General features: G+C 75.7%; 1 protein-coding gene. It reads right to left on the reverse strand.

Features of this window, described 5'->3' with window-relative positions:
* The coding region (locus AOK24_RS24800) for a non-ribosomal peptide synthetase (protein WP_055722288.1) at window positions 1–3,549 on the reverse strand (3,549 nt) is incomplete at both ends.

The following is a 3,549-nucleotide window of genomic DNA, read 5'->3' on the forward strand; positions in this document are numbered from 1 at the left end:
CTCGCCGCCGCGGGCGATCTCCAGGAAGCGGGCGGTCGTCAGCTCGTCGTCGCGCAGCCCGGCGGGCCTGACGTCCGCGATGTCGAGCAGCGCGCCGAGCACGGCCCGGTGCCGGTCCTCCCGGTCCACGTCCGGTGCGGGCAGGTCGGCGACGACGTACGGGTCGAGGAGGAGGAGCCGGTCGACCTGTTCGCCGTGGTCCTGGAGGTGGGTGGCCATGGCGTGGGCGACGAGTCCGCCGAAGGACCAGCCGAGCAGGTGGTAGGGGCCCTCCGGCTGGACGGCGCGGATCTGTTCGACGTAGTCGGCGGCCATCTCCTCGACGCTGTCCGGGAGGCGGCCGTGCCCGTCGAGTCCCCGGGCCTGGAGCGCGTACAGCGGGAGGTCGCGGTCGAGCCGGCCGGCGAGGGCGGAGTACGTCCAGGCGACGCCGCCCGCCGGGTGGACGCAGAACAGCGGGGGCCGGCTGCCCGTGGCGCGCAGCGGGAGGAGGACGCCGAACCGCTCCTCGTCCCGGTCGGGGCCGAGTCGTTCGGCGAGCCGGGCGACCGTGGGGGCCGCGAACACCAGCGACGCGTCGGCCTCCTCGCCCCACACCTCCTCGATGCGCCGGGCGAGGCGGGCGGCGAGCAGGGAGTGGCCGCCGAGTTCGAAGAAGTCGTCGTCCACGCCGACGGCGGCGGTCTGGAGGGTTTCCGCGAACAGGGCGCACAGCCGGACCTCGCGCGGGGTGCGCGGTGCCCGTCCGACGGTGGGCCGCTCGGGGTCGGGGAGTGCGGCGTGGTCCGTCTTGCCGCTCGGGGTGCGGGGCAGGTGGTCGAGGACGGTGACGGTCGCGGGGACGGCGTGGGCGGGGAGCGTGGCGCGCAGCCGGTCCAGCAGGGCCTGCGGGCGGGTGTCGTCCGGTGCCCTGCCGGGCTTCGCCACCACGTACGCGAGGAGTCGGGGGCCTCGCGCGGTGACGGCGGCCTCGGCGACCGCCGGGTGGCGCAGGAGCTGTGACTCCACCTCGCCGGGCTCCAGTCGGAAGCCCCGCACCTTGAGCTGGCGGTCCGCGCGGGCCACGAACTCCAGTTGGCCGTCGCCGTTCCAGCGGGCGAGGTCCCCGGTGCGGTACATGCGGCGCCCGTCGGCGGCGAAGGGGTCGGCGAGGAACCGGGACGCGGTGAGGCCCGGCTGCCCGGTGTAGCCGCGCGCCACCAGGCCGCCGGAGATGTGGACCTCGCCGACCCGCCCCGGCGCGACGGCCCGCAGGGCGTGGTCGAGGAGGTGCACGGTGGCCCCGGCGACCGGGCGGCCGACGGGTGCGGCGGCCCGGTCCAGGGGGCCCGCGACGGTCGCCATGACGGTCGTCTCGGTCGGCCCGTACGCGTTCAGCAGCCGGTGGCGGGCCGACCAGCGCCGCGCCAGCTCGGGCGCCAGCGGCTCGGCGCAGGACCGTACGGTGATCCCGGCGGGCACCTGTGCCGGGTCGAGGACGGCGAGGTGGGAGGGGGTGAGGCTGACCGCGGTGATCTCCGCGTCCGTGAGGAGTGCGGCCAACTCGGCTCCAGGGCGCAGGCGTTCGGCGTCGGCGAGGACGAGTGCGGCCGGTGAGCAGAGCCCTTCCAGGATGTCCAGGACGCCCGCGTCGAAGGCGGGCGACAGGAGGTGCAGGATCCGGCCGCCCCGCGTCACACCGAGCGTGCGCAGCCCGGTGCGCACGACCCCGGCGATCCCGCTGTGCTGGACGACGACGCCCTTGGGGCGCCCGGTGCTTCCCGAGGTGTAGACGAGGTACGCGGCATGTTCGGGCCGCAGGGGAACGGGCCGTTCGGCGTCCCGTACGGGGCCGTCGGGGCGGTCCGACACGTCGGTGTCGTCCAGGACCAGCGTCGCGAGCCCCGCCGGAGCGGACCCGGCCCGCGCGCGGTCGGTGAGCAGGAGCGCGGGGTCCGCGTCGTCGAGGATCAGCCGCAGCCGCTCGTCCGGGTAGCCGGGATCCAGCGGGACGACCGCCGCGCCCGCCTTGAGGACGGCGAGGAACGCGACGACGAGGCCGACGGAGCGCGGCAGCAGGACGGCGACCCGCCGCTCGGGCCCGAGGCCGCGCGCGAGCAGTTCCCGGGCCAGCTGTCCGGCGCGGGCGTGGAGTTCGGCGTGGGTCAGGCGGACTCCGGTGTCGACGGCGTCCAGGGCGAGCGCGTCGGGGGTGCGGGCGGCCTGCGCCTCGGCGAGGGCGCAGACGGTGGCCGGGGCGGCGCTCTCGCCGGCGCGGTGGCGCTCCAGGAGGGTGCGGTCGGTGTCGTCCAGCGGATCGAGCCGGGCGAGGGTGGTGCCGGGATCCTCGACGACCGTGCGGATCAGCCGGACCAGTCGGTCCAGGAGGCGGTCCGCGGCCTCGTCGTCGAAGAGGTCGTGGCGGTGCAGGAGGTTCAGGTCGAGGCTGTCGGGGTGCGGGAACGCCATCATGACGAGCGGGTAGTGCCCGGCGGACTCGCTGTGCGCGCGGGTGACGTGGACATCGGCGAGGGCGGTGCGGGGGTCCTGGGGCGGCTGGGGGAAGTTCTCGAACACCATGGCCGTGTCGAAGAGTTCGCCGGTCCCCGCGGCGGCCTGGATGTCGCCGAGGCCCACGTGCTGGTGGGGCATGAGCCGCGCCTGTTCGCGCTGGACGCGGCGCAGCAGGTCCCCCAGCGGTTCGCCCGCGTCGAGCGTGACCCGCATCGGGAGAGTGTTGATGAGGAACCCCATCACCGACTCGACGCCCGGCAGGTCCGGTGAGCGTCCGGAGACGGTGATGCCGAACACGACGTCCCGGCGGCCGGTCTCCCCCGCGAGCAGCAGCGCCCAGCAGCACTGCGTCAGCGTGTTGACGGTGACCCGGAGCCGGGCCGCCGCCGCGGCGATCCGTGCCGTGTACCGCGCGTCGAACCGGTACGTCCGCCTGCCGGGCCAGCGTCCGTCGTGCTTGCCCGGTGCGCCGAGCAGCGTCGGCTCGGCCCCGGCGAGCGTCTCCCGCCAGACCCGCAGCGCCTCCGTGCGGTCCTGCCGGACCAGCCAGGCGAGGTGGTCCCGGTAGGGGGTGCGGTCGGGGAGCTCCCGTACGCCGTTGTACAGGGCGAACAGTTCGGGCAGCAGGAGCTGGTTGGACCAGCCGTCGAGCAGGATGTGGTGGGTGACGATCTGGAGCCGGAAGCGGTCGGCGGCCAGCCGCAGCAGGGTGAAGCGGATCAGCGGCGGGTCGGCGGGGTCGAAGCGGGTGCCGCGCGCCTCGGCGGCGAGCCGGGCGCACTCCGTCTCCTGCTCCCGGGGGTCCAGCCGGGACAGGTCGGCCTCGCCGAGTTCGGCGTCCTTGCGGGGTACGACCTGCACGAGGCGCCCGCCGGGCAGCCGGACGAACCCGGCGACGAGGTTGGTCCTGCGCCGGCCCAGCCCCACGACGGCCCTGCGCAGCGCCGGCACGTCCAGGGCGCCGGTGAGGTCGAGGGTCAGCAGCATGACGTACACGTCCTCGCCGTGCCGGTCGTACTGGCGGTGGAAGAGGAGGCCCTCCTGGAGCGGGGTGAG

It is taken from the genome of Streptomyces niveiscabiei (genome assembly GCF_001419795.1).
GTDB classification, from domain to species: Bacteria; Actinomycetota; Actinomycetes; order Streptomycetales; family Streptomycetaceae; genus Streptomyces; species Streptomyces niveiscabiei.